This window comes from Paenibacillus daejeonensis DSM 15491 (assembly GCF_000378385.1).
GTDB classification, from domain to species: Bacteria; Bacillota; Bacilli; order Paenibacillales; family Paenibacillaceae; genus Paenibacillus_D; species Paenibacillus_D daejeonensis.
Window position 1 is genome coordinate 1 of sequence record NZ_KB899682.1, and the last position, 16,261, is coordinate 16,261.

Sequence of the window (16,261 nt, forward strand, 5' to 3'; positions counted from 1 at the left end):
AGGCTTGCAGGCAGGTTGCCTACGTGTTACTCACCCGTCCGCCGCTAAGTTTCAGAGAAGCAAGCTTCTCTGAAACTCCGCTCGACTTGCATGTATTAGGCACGCCGCCAGCGTTCGTCCTGAGCCAGGATCAAACTCTCCATGATAGAAAGCTGAATAGCTCATTTCTTGCTGGTATTGCTATCTGCAACTCCGAAGAGTTACAGGACATTTCGCTCGTTGTTCAGTTTTCAAAGAACACATTTTCTTTCGTTGTCGTTGCCGCCGTATCTCTCAGCTGCAACTCTTATACTATATCACAGTGCCGATCGTTTATGCAAGCTTTTTTTTAAAAAAAACTTCCTGATCGACTTTCGTGATCATCCCACCGCCAAAAGCGGCAAGAAATAATATATCACGCGCCGATACAGGAAGTCAACAGTTTTTTTCTAACCGATTACCCGTGCTGCAATATCTCCTGAATGTACAGTTGCCGCTCTGTCGTCAGGTTAACGATATTCCCCTGAATGGATACCCATGGGCGTGTAGGATACGTACGATCAGAGAAGACAATCTCCCCAATCCGTTCATCACTTAGCCGCACGATCATCCCGTTATGGAATTGGGTGGCCTTCTCAATAAACATCTGTACATACGTCGGATCCAGCTTGCCAAAGGACTCCTTCTGGATTTGCTCCATTACAATGTAAGGAGAAGCTGCTTTGCGATAGCTGCGTTTAAGAGTCATGGCATGGAAAATGTCTGCGATCGCAACAATCCGGGCGTAAGGATGAATATGCTCTCCAGTCACACCCAGCGGATAGCCGCTGCCGTCCACCTTCTCATGGTGCTGCAGAGCTGTGAGCTTAACGCCCTCATTAATAGCCGGGACGGTCTTCAGCAGCTGGTAACCATGTACGGTGTGCTGCTTCATCTCCTCAATCTCCTCTAACGTCAGAGAGGAAGGCTTTTGCAGGAGTCCTTTGTCGATTTTGACATTACCGATATCGTGGAATAACCCGGCCATGGCTACCTGCATCCAATCGCGCTGAGGCAGTCCTACCCACTGGGCCAATAAATAGGAGGTCATCGCCGACATGAGACTGTTATGGAAGATATAATCCTCCTCAGCAGCCACTTGTGGCAGAAAGGTAAGGACATTATACTCCTTAATATGCTGCAAGAGCGCCTCCAGCCTCGTCCGGATCTCCAGAATCGGGAGACTTTGCCCTGTCGTGAACTGGCGGTAGATCGTCTTCAGCAGCTCCAGCAGTGCGTCATATTCCTTGTGCAGAGACGTCTTCTCCTTGACGGGAGTACCTTCAGCAGGAATTGTCCCCACCTGCTCCATAGCCCCTTCACGTGCTTCGATCTGGACGCTTGGAATGAGAAAGGCATTCAGGATTTCGACTTCCCGAATGGTAACGACCTTTCCTTTATGAAACAAAATCCCGCCTAGCGGCGTCTGGACGTCCTGCGTAATTTTGTCGCCAAGCTTTACTTGTGACAGATGAATACTGGGCATGCCTGTCCCTCCTAAGTCCATTGCCAGTATGGCCCGGGATAACCGGGAAACACCGCCCCGTTATTGCTCGGGCGGTGTCTCGTTACCTTCATTGCCTTCGGCTGCCTCAAGCGCCTCCAGCGTAGCTTCTAATTCTTCGTTGTTCTCACTGCGGGCGACACGCGTAACGGTGGCTACTGCATCCTCATCACGAATATTGATGAGTCTTACCCCCTGCGTATTACGTCCCATCGTAGAGATCCCTGACATGCTTGTACGAATCATGGTACCTGAAGAAGTCATGATCATCAGATCCTCTTCATTCTCTACAACCTTCAAGGCTACGATTGGACCGTTCTTATCCGTAACATTGAGCGTCTTGATCCCTTTACCACCCCGGCTCTGCGTCCGATACTCAGGAATCGGCGTCCGCTTGCCATAGCCTTTGGAGGTCACAATCAAGACACATTGATCAGGTACGATAACATCCATCGCGATGACGCTGTCGCCCTCATCCAGGCTAATGCCTTTGACACCAGTCGCTGAACGTCCCATTGGGCGAACATCCGATTCCGGATAACGAATCGACATACCCTGAGCTGTACCCATGATAATCTCTTGCTTGCCGTCCGTCAGCTTGACCCCGATCAGATCATCATCCTCGCGCAGCGAGATCGCAATCAGTCCGACCTTCCGGATGTTCGCATAGTCCTCAAGCGGCGTCTTCTTGACAATCCCCTGCTGGGTAGCAAAGAAGAGATAATGATCCGCATCGAAAGCTGGCACCGGAATTACCGCATTAACCATCTCTCCCTGTTCAATCTGGATCAGGTTGATGATTGGTGTACCGCGGGCCGTACGGCTGAGATCTGGAATCTCGTAAGCCTTCAGTCGATAGACCTTGCCTTTGTTCGTGAAGAACAGCAGGAAGTGATGCGTATTGGTGACGTACAGATGCTCGACATAGTCGTCATCCTTGGTCTCCATACCAATTACGCCCCGTCCGCCCCGCTTCTGGCTGCGATAGGTAGTCACCGGTAGACGTTTCACATATCCCGAGTGAGTGATCGTAACGATCACGTCCTCCTGCGGAATCAGATCCTCGTCCATGATTTCCTCATCGCTCAAGGTCAGCTCGGTGCGCCGCTCGTCTCCGAAGCGCTCTTTGATCTCATTCAGCTCTTCGCTGATGATCTGCAGCACAAGCTGTTGATCCGCCAAGATCGCCTTGAGCTCTGCGATGCGACGCAGCAACTCGGCATACTCGGCTTCGATCTTGTCCCGCTCCAAACCGGTCAGACGCTGGAGACGCATGTCCAAGATCGCCTGAGCTTGTTCGTAGCTCAGCTCAAACCGAGTGATCAGGCCTTCACGAGCTTCGTCAGCTGTCTGCGATGCCCGGATGAGCTGAATGACCTCGTCGAGATGATCGAGCGCAATCCGCAAACCTTCGAGAATATGCGCACGGGCCTCCGCCTTTTTCAGTTCAAACTCGGTCCGTCTGCGAATGACTTCAACCTGATGCTCCACGTAGTAATGCAGCATATCTCTGAGGTTGAGCACCTTGGGCTCGCCGTTTACCAGCGCAATCATGTTAATACCGAAGTTCGATTGCATCTGGGTCTGTTTGTATAGATTATTCAGAACGACATTGGGATTGACATCGCGCCGCAGCTCGATGACGATCCGCATGCCGTTGCGGTCGCTCTCATCCCGCAGATCGGTAATCCCATCGATTTTCTTCTCGCGGACCAGCTCTGCGATTTTCTCCACCAGCCGTGCTTTGTTCACCTGGTAAGGAATCTCATGAACGATAATCCGCGCCTTGTTGCCATTCTCTTCAATCGTAGCACGTGCCCGCATCGTCACCGAGCCACGTCCAGTTGAATAGGCCTGACGGATGCCTTCCTTGCCCATGACAATGGCAGCCGTCGGGAAATCCGGTCCCTTAACGTACTCCATCAGTTCAAGCGAGCTGATATCCGGGTTCTCAATCAGCGCCTGGACGCCGTCGATCACCTCAACAAGGTTATGCGGCGGAATATTGGTCGCCATCCCGACCGCAATCCCCGAAACCCCGTTAACCAACAGGTTGGGGAACCGGGCAGGCAGGACAGCAGGCTCCTGTTCTTCCCCGTCATAGTTCGGGACGAAATCAATCGTCTCCTTGTTGATATCGCGCAGCATCTCCATTGCGATCTTGGACAAGCGTGCTTCTGTATACCGCATCGCCGCCGCCATGTCACCATCGATCGAGCCAAAGTTGCCATGCCCGTCGACCAACATATAACGGAGCGAGAAATCTTGCGCCATCCGCACCATGGTCTCATAGACAGCAGAGTCTCCGTGCGGATGATATTTGCCGATGACTTCGCCGACGATCCGTGCAGATTTCTTGTAAGGCTTGTCCGGCGACATCCCGAGCTCCGACATCGCGTACAGAATCCGTCTGTGTACCGGCTTGAGGCCATCCCTGACATCGGGAAGGGCACGGCTGACGATGATACTCATGGCATAATCCATGAAGGAATCTCTCATCTCTACGCCGATATCACGATCGCGTATCTGGGAATTCAAATGCTCTTCGGCCATGCTTAACCTCCTGACATATCCTAGCGTAAGCGGCAACCCACCTCTTGTACAGTAGCCGCCGCCTCGCGATTATACCTGTTATTCTATTCATTTCTCTTTCACGGCACAATTAAACCTTCCGCCGCAGCTAGGTATCCGCCGCTCCTCTTGTCCCCAGTAGATCATAGGATAGAAGGAAGCTCTATGTGGTCACCTGTGCCCGGCAGCCGGTCATTCGTGACTGTCGCACTAAACTTTATTATACCATTCCTTGCTTCGGAAGTGTGCACCCTCCAGGAATAATATTTTCAGTATTTGAACCGAAAGGTGGAACCATCGTTGGCCATTCAGCGTGTCGTAAGCAAATGGAGCAAAACTAGCGTACTGCTCGCAGATGATTCAATTGCAGCTCATATCCCGCTCACCCGCAAACTGTCCCATGATTCGCTCTCGGCTATGCTAAACCAGCATGGCATGGTCTATGTTAAGCCGGATAGCGGAACTTTTGGCATCGGCGTCATTCGGGTTGAAGCAATCGGCAGCTCTAGCTACCGCTATCAGGAAGGAACACGGGTCCGGACCTTTGAATCGTATGACGCACTCTATCAGAGTCTGAGGCAGCTGACCGGTAAACGCACGTACCTGGTCCAACGGGGCATTCATCTGCTGCGGCACCGTAAACGTCGCTTCGACCTTCGTGTCATGGTGCAGAAGAGTCCTCGCGGGCAGTGGGAGACAACAGGCATTATCGGACGGCTCGCCCATCCCGGCAAAATCGTCACCAATTATCATAGCGGCGGGACCCCCATGGCATTCGGCGAGCTCATGGCGACTCACCTCCCTCAGGCAGAGCACCGCAGCTATGCAGCTCGACTGGAGAAGCTTGGCGTACAGGTGGCCCGCCGCTTGCAGTCCTCCTACCCGGGGTTGAAGGAGATTGGTATTGATGTCGCCCTGGATACGCAGCTGCGGCCTTGGATACTGGAGGTCAATACGAAGCCGGATCCCTACATCTTTCGCAAGCTGAAGGACCGCAGCGTCTTCCGCAAGGTGTACCGGTATGGCTTGGCCTACGGACGATTCCGGCGCAAGCAGACCTCCTAGGGCAACAACAAATGTGTGAGACGAACCGGGAAGATGCTGAGGTCTTACCGCACGCCTTCCCGGTTCTAACGCTTGCCACGTCCATAATCAAAAAAAGAAGTCCCTTTCACAGGGACTTCCATCCTTTTATCGCTCCGAGGTCTCGAACCGACTATTCTTCAATCATACGGTAAAAGGCTTGGCAGGATTGGCTGAACAAAGATTCCAATCGCTGCAACGGCTCCTCGTACCCGGACTCTTGGCGCAAGCTTGCCAGCCGCTCGATATCGGCCAGGACCTCAGCCAGGGCAGACATGCCAATACTGACACTGGAGGATTTGATATGGTGCGCCAGTTGCTCCGCCTTCTCGTACTCCGCCTCCAGGATATGCCGTTTGAGATCTCCCAGCTTGGACGGGGTCTCCAGCTCATACATACTAATCAATTGCTTGAGAATGTCACGGTCGTCCTCGGTCCATGGTTGCGCGACAATCTCCTTAATCGTAGGCCGGTGCAGCAGCTCATTCATTTCTTCCTGCAGACGGTCCTCTGCTGAGAGCTCCTGATCCGGCAGCCAGCGGTTCAGTATTTCCTTAAGCTTGCTAAGCTGTACAGGCTTGGTGAGATAGTCGTCCATGCCTGCTTCCAGCGCACGCTCCCTGTCGCCCTTCATAGCATTGGCCGTTATCGAGATAATCGGTACCCGGACGTTGCCTGGCTCTACCCGCTCCAGCTCACGAATCATCTGCGTCGCTTCGAAGCCATTGCGCTCAGGCATCTGATTATCCATCAGAATCAGGCCCGGTCGGTGTTCCTGCCATTGCAGGATGGCTTCCTCGCCATTGGTAGCCAGGGTAATATTCGTGAACCCGAGCTGCTGCAGCTGCAGCATGGAGATGCGCTGGTTAACCGCATTGTCTTCAGCCAGCAGTATCCGCGTCGACAGGTCTTTGCGCTTTAACTGCTGGACATTGCCGCTAACCTCGCGGACTTCCTCGCGTCCCTCCGTTTTTGCCTTGTCCAGCTCCACCTCTACCCAGAAGGTCGAACCGCTGCCTTTTTCGCTGATAACCCCTATCGTTCCGTTCATCATTTCCACTAGACGCTTGGAGATGGACAGCCCCAGGCCAGTCGAACTGTTCTTCGTAGCAAACGATTGATCCACCTGGAAGAACGGCTGAAACAGCTTCTTGCAGCTCTCCTCATCAATGCCAATGCCGGTATCCTTCACTTCAAAACGAATATTCTGCCGCGTCCCGGTGTCAGCCAGCAAGAAGAAACGGATATCGATCTGGCCGTCCGATGTAAATTTGATGGCATTGCCCACAAAGTTGATCAGAATCTGGCTCAGCCGATTGGCGTCTCCCACCAGATATTCGTGAATCTGAGGATCCAGGTAGAAGGTCAGGCGATCTCCCTGTTCCTTGGCCCGGGTCTGGAGCAGCTCCGTCACATTGTTAATCATGGTATGAAGATGAAAGATTTGCTCTTCCAGCTTCATCTCACCGGCCTCAATCTTGGAAAGGTCGAGAATATCATTGATGATGCTGAGCAGCAGCTGCCCCGAATCGAGAATAACCGATACCGTTTGCTGCTGCGACTCATTAAGCGGGGAGTAAGTGAGCAATTCAGCGCTGGCAATGATGCCGTTCATCGGGGTGCGGATTTCATGACTCATGGTGGCCAGGAAGATGCTTTTGGTCCGGTTCGCCTGCTCCGCATTTTCTTTGGCCAGCTTCAGTTCCATGTTCGTCTTGGCCAGCTTGCGCTGCAGGGACACCAGTTCATTGTTCAAAGCGGAGAACTCATCGTAATTTTTGAGCTCCTGCTCCATTTTGAACACCATTTCCTGCGACAGCTTCTTAATTGTTTCCCGTAGCGAGACCATCTGCTGGTTGTTAATCTTCATCAATTCATCGTAAAAAAATGAAAAATTGGTGTGGTACGTCGATCCCACGACCAGGGCACGTTCTTCGAACATCCCGCCGTTAAAGTAGAACAGTTGGTTGCCGTGTCCAGTGTTGAGATTGACTTCCCAGTTGAACACGGCTTGCTGATTCTGCAGCTCCGTAAGAAACTCCTTGAACTTGTGGGCATTCAGTTCATCCATCACCGAGCGGAAGCTGTGTCTGGGATCCAGTTGGTCGGTGATTTGAAGATCGTCTCGAATGATCTCTATGATAGCGCCATCGGTACCGCATAATAAGGCAATGACTTGTCCCTGATCCTCGCTCACCGCTCATCCCCCTACAATCTGTTCCTTATCTATTTGCTCACCAACAATTCGTTGGCGGTCTCAATCGCCACCTTGGCGTCAGGAGCATAGCCATCGGCTCCGACACTCCTCCACAGCTCCCGATCAATGTTGAAGGGAAGTCCCCCGACCAGGATTTTCACTCCTTTGCAGGCTTCATGCTCACGAATCGTGGCAATCAGCTCTTTGGCTAATGTCACATGATAGGTCATCGTCACAGACAACGCCAGCACATCGGCTTGCCTTTCGACTAACGTATCGATAATAGCCTTCGCCGGGACATTAGCCCCGGTGTAGTACGTATCCCATCCATGCATCTCGAACATATCGGACAGCATGCGCAATCCAATCTCATGCAGCTCCTCGCCTACGCAAGCTGCCACCATGCGCGGACCTGTCGGTGTATTCGAGAAAATATACGGATACAGCTGCGACATAATCGACTGGGTCGCTGCCGTAAAATAATGCTCTTGCGCTACTGAAATTTTGTTGGTCTGCCACAGGCGACCAATCTCATATTGCCCCTGCTGAAAAATATGCAAGTAAATGTCCATAATCGGCACCTGGCGTTTCACCAAGTCCATAATCAGTTGGCTGGCACCCGTGCGGTCCCCGCCCAGCAGGAGGTTGGTATAATTCTCAGCTTCCTGACGCAATCCGCTTCGCGACAGGTGAGACTCCTCCGGCTCCAGTGGGCCTACAATTTGCTGTAGTGCCTGCTCAATGTATGGATTAATGACCTCCATCATCTGCGCCTCCAGCTGCTCTGCCATGACTTGCTGCAGACAGCGGAGATTGACCAGCAGATCGTCGGACGTAATCTTGTATCCTTCCAGAAGAACCTTCAGCCAAGTAATATAACTGGCGAAGAGCAGCGGACTCTGGATTTGGATACTCTGCGACAGATAGCGGATATTATACAGCGTATCCTGCCTTGTTTTCTTATATCCCGCCGGACCGAATCGATCTTCGAGTTCCGGCTGCATTTTATATTGTCTTTCAGTTACTTGGTCAGCCAACTCGTCACAACGGGTAAGCAGGTATTCGCCTGCCGCGCTCATTTTCGTTTGCAAGGTTGTCATATGAGTCCTCCTAACGATGAAGCACGTCTTTTGTCCCTCAACCATCGTGGCTCACCCTTTATCTTACTACAAATGACGGAGTTATCCCAACAATAATGTTTTAAAACTACAAAAGTTCATGAATATTTGGTAAATTCTACATTATTTTCTCCTGTTCGACATGCCAAATGACCTATACCTGTCAAAAAAAGCCTGCTTTCCGCCATCGCTCTACAAAGCGTGGTGAAAAACAGGCTGTATGGATCGTGCTAGACGTCCAGGTTTTTGACATACTTGGCGTTGCTCTGAATAAAATCGCGTCGCGGCTCAACGTTATCGCCCATAAGTGTATCGAAGACGGTATCGGCTTCGATTGCATCCTCGATCGTCACCTGCAGCATGCTCCGGCTCTCCGGATCCATGGTTGTCTCCCACAGTTGGGTCGCATTCATCTCGCCCAGGCCTTTGTAGCGTTGTACGTTAACTTTGGCGCCTTCGCCAAACTCAGCCATGATCTGCTCCCGCTCCGCTTCCGATTGGGCATAACGGACCACTTTACCACGCTCCAGCTTGAAGAGCGGCGGCTGTGCGATGTAGATGTACCCGGCTTCGATGATCTCGCTCATGTAGCGGTAGAAGAACGTCAGCAGCAGCGTCCGGATATGGGCGCCGTCAACATCCGCATCGGTCATAATAATAATTTTGTGATAACGTGCCTTCAGGATGTCAAAATCATCGCTGATGCCGGTACCGAGCGCCGTGATGATGGCTCGAATCTCAGCATTGCCGAGGATCCGGTCCAGTCGCGCCTTTTCGACGTTCAGGATTTTTCCACGCAATGGCAGAATGGCCTGAAAGTGCCGGTCCCGGCCCTGTTTGGCCGAACCACCAGCAGAGTCACCTTCGACAATGTACAGTTCACTGATCGAGGCATCCTTGGATGAGCAGTCCGCCAGCTTGCCCGGCAGCGAACTGACCTCCAGCGCGCTCTTGCGGCGTGTCAGCTCTCTGGCCTTACGGGCAGCTTCCCGAGCCCGCGCAGCAGACAGCGCCTTCTCCAGTACTTTGCGGGAGACCGAGGGATTCTCTTCCATGAACTCCTGCAGCTTCTCGGCAAACAACGATTCGACTATACCGCGTACCTCACTGTTGCCCAGCTTGGTCTTGGTCTGTCCTTCGAACTGAGGATCCGGAATCTTAACCGAGATAATCGCTGTCAAGCCTTCACGGACGTCATCGCCGGAGAGGTTGGAGTCGTTGTCACGAATCATGCCCGCCTTACGAGCATAATCGTTGATGATGCGCGTCAGAGCGCTTTTAAAGCCGGATTCGTGCGTGCCGCCTTCATGCGTATTAATATTATTGGCAAAAGAGTAGATACTCTCTGTATAGCTGTCATTGTATTGCAGCGCGATCTCCACATGAATGTTGTCTCGATTGCCTTCTACATAAATTGGTTGTTCGTGCAGGGCCTCACGGTTGCGGTTTAAATACATGACAAATTCCTTGATACCGCCCTCGTAGATGAACGTTTGTCCCGAATCGGTACGTTCGTCATGCAGCGAAATTTCGATTCCTTTGTTCAGGAAAGCAAGCTCGCGAATTCTCGACTGCAGCGTGTCATAATCGTAGACTGTCGTTTCGGTAAAAATATCGGAATCCGGCTGGAAGGTAATTGTCGTACCCGTCGTATCACTCTCACCCACGACCTTGACATCGTACTGTGGCACCCCGCGGCCATACTCTTGCTGATAGACACTACCGTCGCGGCTCACCTTGACAACCAAATGCGAAGAGAGCGCATTGACGACGGAGACACCAACGCCGTGCAGACCACCGGACACTTTGTACCCTTCGCCGCCGAACTTGCCGCCGGCATGCAGCACGGTCATTACAACCTCCAGGACGGACTTCTTCATCTTCGCATGCTCGCCAACCGGGATCCCGCGTCCGTTATCGATGACGGTGATCCGGTTGTCTTCATGAATGATGACCTCAATCCGGGTACAATAACCAGCCAGCGCCTCGTCAATACTGTTGTCTACGACCTCCCACACCAGATGGTGCAGACCCTTGACGCTGGTAGAGCCGATATACATCCCGGGACGCTTGCGGACCGCCTCCAGTCCCTCCAGAACCTGTATCTGACTCTCATCATACGTATGTTGATTAGATGACATGCTTCTTCCACTACTCCTCTCGACTGCTCACACCTGATTCCCTGCCTAATTCGCTGCGAAATGATGCGCGCGCTTCTTCAGCGTGGAGGATGATATGGGTGAATAATATATTTTTTGCTTGGTGACGACGATCGATTTGGATTCCTCTTCGCCGATCACTTCTACGTTTTTGCGCTTGCGAGCACCCGCAACAAATTGCTTTGACAATTTGGAGGATTGCTCGATCGAGATGTCAAAAATCGCCACGAGCTCCATGGCCCGAATGATTTTTTCGCCGCCCAAATGGATGTACATCCGATCCACCCCTTTACCTAACTTTGTGATTGTAAGCGGATGCCGCCATTACCTGGCGACCTGCCCTTCCTTCACATGGTATACGCCGGCGTCATGGAGCTTGTGCACCTCGACGCTCTCCAGTCCTGTCGTTGTGATAAAGGTCTGAACCTTGCCTTGAAAGGTCGCAATCAATTGATTCTGCCGATTCTGGTCGAGCTCTGATAACACATCGTCCAGGAGCAGCAGGGGATACTCTCCGATCTCCTCGTGGATCAGTTCAATCTCTGCCAGCTTAAGAGATAATGCAGTCGTCCGCTGCTGGCCTTGCGAGCCATAGACCTGGGCTTCCTTGCCATTGATGAAGAACGCCAGATCATCGCGGTGCGGACCGATCATCGTCATGCCTCTGCGCAGCTCCTGATCTCTAACCTGTGATAACTTTATCATAAATTGATCAAATAAAACAGATTCATCTTGGGAGGCATCCACCTCAAAGGAAGGCCGGTACTGGATCTGCAGCTCCTCGCCGCCGCTGGTGATTCCGGTATGAATCTGCTCGGTCCAGCGCTGCAGCTTATGAATAAAGGTTTGCCTTTTTTTCATCATTTTAACACCATGCTCGGCCAACTGGGTATTCCAGACCTCCAGCATGGCTTCCTGCACGGAACCGCCGAAGGCAGATTTAAGGTAATTGTTGCGCTGAACCAGCACTTTGCCGTACTGCTGGAGCGTATACAAATACCCGGGCTGGACCTGCCCGATCTCCATGTCGAGAAACCGCCGCCTGACGCCCGGTGTACCTTTGACAATTTCCAAATCCTCCGGAGCGAACATGACCACATTGAGGGTGCCAACAAAATCGCTCAGCTTGCGCTGCTCCAGCCCGTTGATTCTTGCTTTTTTTCCCTGCGAGGAATAGCTCAGATCCAATTGAACGTTGCCGTACTTCTTCTCCACCTCGCCCCGGATCCGGGCCGTATCTCCCTGCCATCCGATCAGTTCCTTATCCTTGTTGGTCCGGTGGGACTTGGTGAGCGCCAGAGCAAAGATTGCCTCCAGCAGATTGGTTTTGCCCTGGGCATTAGGTCCGACGAACAAATTGACAGCATGTCCCGTATCGAGCTCTAACGCTTCATAATTCCGGTAATTCTGTAAATTAATGTTTTTTAGTCGCACGCTTCGATGGCCTCCTGAGAACTGCCCGCAGCGCTTCGCAGGGCGTTCATCGCTTGCCGACTGTGAACGCGCCGTAACCGGCGATCTCGATGCGATCCCCGGGATACAGCTTGCGGCCGCGGCGGTTGTCTGCCTCTCCGTTAATGAGAATCTCATGTTCCTGGAGGAAGAATTTGGCCTGGCCGCCGGTATCGATGCAGTCGGCCAGCTTGAGGAACTGGCCGAGCGCGATATAGTCGGTCGAGATTTGAATGTCTTTCATGTGGAATCCTCCCTTTTGATGCAGATCAAAAATTCGGTTATGAGCACCGAGAAGGTTGGAGACAGGTGGAACTGAGGAGCGGAGCGTAGTTAAGGCTACGTGAGCACCGGAAGTTTCACCTGAATTCAAGATTCGATGTCGCATCCGCATCCTGAATCACTTCGTGATCAAAAGCGAACTTAACTGGTTGTACGGTAGGGAAGGATCAGATGCAGACTATGGTCATGGTCATTTGGCTTGATCGTGATGGGGCTCATGGCGCCGTTGAAGCCGATGAACAGCTGCTCACTGTCCAGAACCTTGAGTGTATCGAGCATATATTTGGAATTGAACGCAATCCGCAGCGGTTCGCCTTCGTAGGATACAGGCGTCAGCTGTTCGGTTACGCGGCCCAGCTCAGAGGAGCTCGATGAGATCTCAATGCTGCCGTCATCGAGTGTCATCAAGCGGACAATATTGGTCCGTTCTTCTCTGGACATCAGGTACGCCCGGTCGATCGCTTCAATTAGCGTTTTGGTATCAAGTACCAGTTCGGTTTTATACGCTTGCGGAATGATCTTGGTTGTGTCGGGATAGGTGCCATCGAGCAATCTGGAATAGAACAGGACCCGCCCCACCTTGAACAGGATCTGATTGTCGGTAACGACGATCTCGACTTGAGCGTTCTGGTCGGGAATGAGCCTGGACAGCTCGCCAAGTGTTCGAGCTGCAACGACAATGTTCGCAAAGCGGTGCTCCGAGTCGGTGTCCACCTGCGCGGTACGGCTGGCCAGCCGGTGCCGGTCGGTGGCAACGAATTTGAATTGTCCGTCATGCAGATTCCAGAGCACACCAGTTAGAACAGGGGTCTGTTCGTTGGTGGAAGCAGCAATGGTTGTCTGACGAATCATCATCTTGAGGAGATCGCCTGACATTGTGAAGGCCTCATGCAGCTCAATGGCTGGCAGAACCGGGAATTCCTCCGGATCCAGGCCGACCATTTGGATGTCGGTGGAACCAGAGCGGATCATCGTTTGGAACTGCTGTTGCACTTCAATCTCTACTTCATTGGCTGGTAGCTTCTTAATAATCTCCACAAAGAACTTGGCAGGCAATACGACGCTGCCTGGTTTGTCGATGCGTGCAGCAACTTTGTCACCGAGTTCTACCGGAATGAAGCTTTGAATAGATATATCAGTATCACTTGCAGTGAGCGTCACGCCTTGGTGGGTTACATCCATCTTGATACCGCCAAGGATTGGAATGGCCGGTCTGGAAGAACTCGCTTTGGCCACTTGCTGAATCGCTTCGTTCAGTTCGTTTTTCAGGATCATTAATTTCATGGTTTCACTCCTAAGACCATTGGGGATTGGGCAGGGCATGAATCGGCTTGCCGATGCTGCTTGTATAGATGTTATTAGATCTTAAAAACTAGTAGTCGTAGTAGTAGGGACACTGAATATGTGAATAAGTGGACAAAACGTTGATCAAGCAAGCTTATCCACATGTGTATAGCGTGTGCATAGGCTTGCTTGAATTATAAAACTTAATAGGTGTTATTCACAACCGTCTGCATGCGCTCGTCGGTTGTTTTGGTATGACTACGTATTGGTTTTGATCTTTTCGGTCAAATTTTGAACGATTTTGTATAGCTCCTGGTCCAGCTTGAGCTGCTGATAGATTTTCTCGTGCGCATGGATGACCGTGGTATGGTCGCGCCCGCCAAAAGCTTCGCCGATCTTGGGTAAGGAATAGTCAGTAACTTCCCTGGCAATGTACATCGCAATCTGCCGCGGGAAGGCAACGGCTTTGGTGCGCTTTCGCGCTTTAAAATCCTCCAGTTTAAGGCCATAGAATTCACCGACCTTTTGCTGAATATCCTGGATGGTGATCATCTTGGGCCGGCTGGAAGGAATAATATCCTTGAGTGCCTCTGCAGCTAGATGAGAAGAGATATCCTCATTAATGAGCGAGGAGTAGGCGACGACACGGATGAGGGCGCCTTCCAGCTCCCGGATATTCGTATCGATCTGACTTGCGATATACACCATGGCCTCATTCGGAATATCCAGGTTCTCGGCCTTGGCCTTCTTGCGCAGAATCGCAATCCGCGTCTCCAGGTCAGGCGGTTGAATATCCGTAATCAGTCCCCATTCGAAGCGGGATCTGAGCCGCTCTTCGAGTGTTGGAATCTCCTTGGGCGGTCGGTCGGAGGAGATAATGATCTGCTTGCGTTCCTCGTGCAGTGCATTAAAGGTATGGAAAAATTCCTCCTGAGTCTGCTCCTTGCCAGCGAGAAACTGGATATCATCGATCAGCAGCACGTCGATATTGCGGTATTTGATCCGAAAGCTCTCGCCGCGGTTGTCCCGGATCGCATTAATGAACTCGTTGGTGAACTTCTCGGAGGAAATATACAGCACGCGTGTGCTGGGATTGTGATCCATAATATAATGCCCGATTGCATGCATAAGATGCGTCTTGCCGAGTCCTACGCCCCCGTATAGAAACAGGGGATTGTACGCTTTGGCCGGCGCTTCGGCAACAGCCAGCGATGCCGCATGGGCAAACCGGTTGTTGGCTCCGATGACAAAGGTGTCAAAGGTGTATTTGGGGTTAAGCATGTGGGAAAACGGCTCTTCCTGCACCTGCGGCGTCTCTTGAATGATATAAGGCTGGACGACGGCAGGCTCAGGGGGTTTGTTTTCTTCAATGACGAACTTGATATCCACCTCGCGCCCCAAATATTCATATAATGTTGTCCGCACCAGTTTGGTATAACGCCCCTCCAGCCACTCCGCAGCGAAAGTCGTCGGCGCCGAGATGACCACCATGTCATCACTAAGAAACGACGCCTTGGTCGCCTTGAACCAGGTGTCGAAGCTCGGTTTGCTTAATTTGGTTTGGATAATCGATAACACTTGCTGCCACATTTCGTGGGTATGGTTATCCACAGACGGTCACTCCTTATCCGGTCAGTCCACTCTCAGCATGTCGAAGTTATGAAGGAGGGAAACAAGCATACGACGGCAAAAGCGTCGTGCAAAAACGACTCCGCTCATCCCTGACGGATGGCGGAGAGCTCATCAAGTAGTAGGTAACACCATAATTTATGGTGAAACATGTCGCGTTTGGACTTCAACTATCCACATTGTTAAGAGATGTGGCGCAGAAGTTATAAGAAGGGAACAACAATTGTTCACAATGTTATCCACAGGGTGTTGATAAATATGGGGATTAACTACCGTCATCCACAACGAAAACAAATCTATCATAGCAAAATTAACCCTTGATTTCAATGCGATTTCGGATATTATCCACAATTACAATAGGTTGTGTATAAAAGTTATCTACAACACTAGATATTGTTTATATCTTGTTAAGATTCGACAACAGCTGTGGAAATCTCCGAAAAAATTATACACAGGTTGCTATAAACCGTCGAATGGAAGGAGAACGACAAGACACCCTGGCGAAAAATTGCATCCCGCGTCGAACTGTGGATAACGATCAAAGGACGGGTGAGATCGTGGGAGGCGTGTCCGGATCTGTCGTATGAGGAGCAGCCAGATGGGGCAGGCTGGAGGAAGGGTAGGTTAGATCAACGGACGACTTATAATTTGCATTGACTTTTGGTGGGTGACATGGTTAAATGGAAAAAGGCGTTTTTTCTGATGGTTTTCAACGGAAAATGTTCATTATAGATTGTGTCAGGGAGGTGCAGCAGAATGAGACCGACATTCAGACCGAATGTAAGCAAGCGCAAAAAAGTGCATGGCTTCCGTAAACGGATGAGTTCCAAAAACGGCCGCAAAGTATTGAGCGCCCGTCGCCAGAAGGGCCGTAAAGTATTGAGCGCGTAAACTCGAAGACCACCGCCAAGTGGTCTTTTTTTTAAAATTTTTAGCAGTGCCATGACGATCATGCCGTCTGGCT

At 51.5% G+C, this 16,261-nt stretch carries 12 protein-coding genes and 1 rRNA gene; 2 read left to right on the forward strand and 11 right to left on the reverse strand.

The features are described from left to right. The 3 genes from F556_RS0131290 to gyrA all read right to left on the reverse strand — a co-directional run. Window positions 1-146: ribosomal RNA gene (locus F556_RS0131290) — 16S ribosomal RNA — on the reverse strand; the annotation flags it as partial. A gap of 290 nt (window positions 147-436) precedes the next feature. Continuing rightward, window positions 437-1,504, reverse strand: a complete 1,068-nt coding sequence (locus F556_RS0131295) for an HD-GYP domain-containing protein (RefSeq protein WP_020620963.1) — start codon at window positions 1,502-1,504, stop codon at window positions 437-439. Window positions 1,505-1,564: 60 nt separating this feature from the next. Continuing rightward, window positions 1,565-4,075: a DNA gyrase subunit A gene (gyrA, locus tag F556_RS0131300; RefSeq protein WP_020620964.1), complete on the reverse strand. Its 2,511-nt coding sequence runs from the start codon at window positions 4,073-4,075 to the stop codon at window positions 1,565-1,567. A gap of 318 nt (window positions 4,076-4,393) precedes the next feature. On the opposite strand from gyrA, the gene F556_RS0131305 reads away from it, so the two are divergent. Then, a complete protein-coding gene (locus F556_RS0131305; RefSeq protein ID WP_020620965.1) occupies window positions 4,394-5,158 on the forward strand; it encodes a YheC/YheD family protein in 765 nt (254 codons plus the stop codon). Window positions 5,159-5,309: 151 nt separating this feature from the next. Here F556_RS0131305 and F556_RS0131310 read toward each other — a convergent pair whose 3' ends face one another. From F556_RS0131310 to dnaA, 8 genes are all read right to left on the reverse strand, one after another. After that, entirely contained in the window at window positions 5,310-7,373 is a 2,064-nt protein-coding gene (locus F556_RS0131310) for an ATP-binding protein (RefSeq protein WP_020620966.1), read from the reverse strand. Between the two features lie 29 nt (window positions 7,374-7,402). After that, window positions 7,403-8,473: a cobalamin-dependent protein gene (locus tag F556_RS0131315; RefSeq protein ID WP_020620967.1), complete on the reverse strand. Its 1,071-nt coding sequence runs from the start codon at window positions 8,471-8,473 to the stop codon at window positions 7,403-7,405. Window positions 8,474-8,721: 248 nt separating this feature from the next. Further along, window positions 8,722-10,632: a DNA topoisomerase (ATP-hydrolyzing) subunit B gene (gene gyrB / locus F556_RS0131320; RefSeq protein ID WP_020620968.1), complete on the reverse strand. Its 1,911-nt coding sequence runs from the start codon at window positions 10,630-10,632 to the stop codon at window positions 8,722-8,724. Between the two features lie 45 nt (window positions 10,633-10,677). After that, window positions 10,678-10,926, reverse strand: a complete 249-nt coding sequence (gene remB, locus F556_RS0131325; protein ID WP_020620969.1) for an extracellular matrix regulator RemB — start codon at window positions 10,924-10,926, stop codon at window positions 10,678-10,680. A gap of 48 nt (window positions 10,927-10,974) precedes the next feature. After that, window positions 10,975-12,084 (reverse strand): DNA replication/repair protein RecF, encoded by a 1,110-nt coding sequence (recF, locus tag F556_RS0131330; RefSeq protein ID WP_020620970.1) that lies wholly within the window; start codon window positions 12,082-12,084, stop codon window positions 10,975-10,977. A gap of 46 nt (window positions 12,085-12,130) precedes the next feature. Beyond that, window positions 12,131-12,346, reverse strand: a complete 216-nt coding sequence (gene yaaA, locus F556_RS0131335) for a S4 domain-containing protein YaaA (protein ID WP_020620971.1) — start codon at window positions 12,344-12,346, stop codon at window positions 12,131-12,133. A gap of 179 nt (window positions 12,347-12,525) precedes the next feature. After that, window positions 12,526-13,668 carry a DNA polymerase III subunit beta gene (gene dnaN, locus F556_RS0131340; RefSeq protein WP_020620972.1) on the reverse strand — a complete coding sequence of 381 codons (1,143 nt, stop codon included), beginning with the start codon at window positions 13,666-13,668 and terminating at the stop codon, window positions 12,526-12,528. Window positions 13,669-13,926: 258 nt separating this feature from the next. Continuing rightward, on the reverse strand, window positions 13,927-15,279 hold the full coding sequence (gene dnaA / locus F556_RS0131345; protein ID WP_020620973.1) for a chromosomal replication initiator protein DnaA: 1,353 nt from the start codon (window positions 15,277-15,279) through the stop codon (window positions 13,927-13,929). Window positions 15,280-16,053: 774 nt separating this feature from the next. Here dnaA and rpmH point away from each other — a divergent pair. Beyond that, window positions 16,054-16,188 (forward strand): 50S ribosomal protein L34, encoded by a 135-nt coding sequence (gene rpmH, locus F556_RS37490; RefSeq protein ID WP_083938236.1) that lies wholly within the window; start codon window positions 16,054-16,056, stop codon window positions 16,186-16,188. Window positions 16,189-16,261: the final 73 nt, after the last annotated feature.

Excerpts from the sequence above, each read along its gene's own strand:
- rpmH (WP_083938236.1), top strand. The coding sequence starts at position 16,054 with ATGAGACCGACATTCAGACCGAATGTAAGCAAGCGCAAAAAAGTGCAT.
- F556_RS0131295 (WP_020620963.1), bottom strand. The coding sequence starts at position 1,504 with ATGCCCAGTATTCATCTGTCACAAGTAAAGCTTGGCGACAAAATTACG.
- remB (WP_020620969.1), bottom strand. The coding sequence starts at position 10,926 with ATGTACATCCATTTGGGCGGCGAAAAAATCATTCGGGCCATGGAGCTC.
- yaaA (WP_020620971.1), bottom strand. The coding sequence starts at position 12,346 with ATGAAAGACATTCAAATCTCGACCGACTATATCGCGCTCGGCCAGTTC.
- gyrB (WP_020620968.1), bottom strand. The coding sequence starts at position 10,632 with ATGTCATCTAATCAACATACGTATGATGAGAGTCAGATACAGGTTCTG.
- gyrA (WP_020620964.1), bottom strand. The coding sequence starts at position 4,075 with ATGGCCGAAGAGCATTTGAATTCCCAGATACGCGATCGTGATATCGGC.
- F556_RS0131315 (WP_020620967.1), bottom strand. The coding sequence starts at position 8,473 with ATGACAACCTTGCAAACGAAAATGAGCGCGGCAGGCGAATACCTGCTT.
- dnaN (WP_020620972.1), bottom strand. The coding sequence starts at position 13,668 with ATGAAATTAATGATCCTGAAAAACGAACTGAACGAAGCGATTCAGCAA.